The organism is Mesorhizobium sp. WSM4817, assembly GCF_055811135.1.
Map to the genome: position 1 here is coordinate 1 of NZ_JBVVQQ010000149.1, position 359 is coordinate 359.

The window sequence follows — 359 nt, forward strand, 5'->3', positions numbered from 1 at the left end:
AAGGAAAAGCTGCGCGATATCATGCCGGCGCTCGGCATGACCGAAGGTTTTGACGTCGGCCTCGAAATGTCGGGTGCGGCACCCGCCTTCCGCGACATGATCGACACCATGAACAATGGCGGCAAGATCGCCATTCTGGGCATCGCGCCGACCGGCTTCGAGATCGACTGGAACAAGGTCATCTTCAAGATGCTGCATCTCAAGGGCATCTATGGCCGCGAGATGTTCGAGACCTGGTACAAGATGATCGCCCTGGTGCAGGGTCCGCTCGACGTCAGTGGTTTGATCACCCACCGCATCGGCGTGGACGACTATATTTCCGGCTTCGAGGCGATGAAGAGCGGCAATTCCGGCAAGGT

General features: G+C 58.2%; 1 protein-coding gene. It reads left to right on the plus strand.

Features of this window, described 5'->3' with window-relative positions; translation table 11 throughout:
* Positions 1-359, plus strand: a 359-nt coding sequence (locus AC0L2K_RS35145) for a zinc-binding dehydrogenase (protein WP_473533679.1), incomplete at both ends; no start/stop codon positions are given.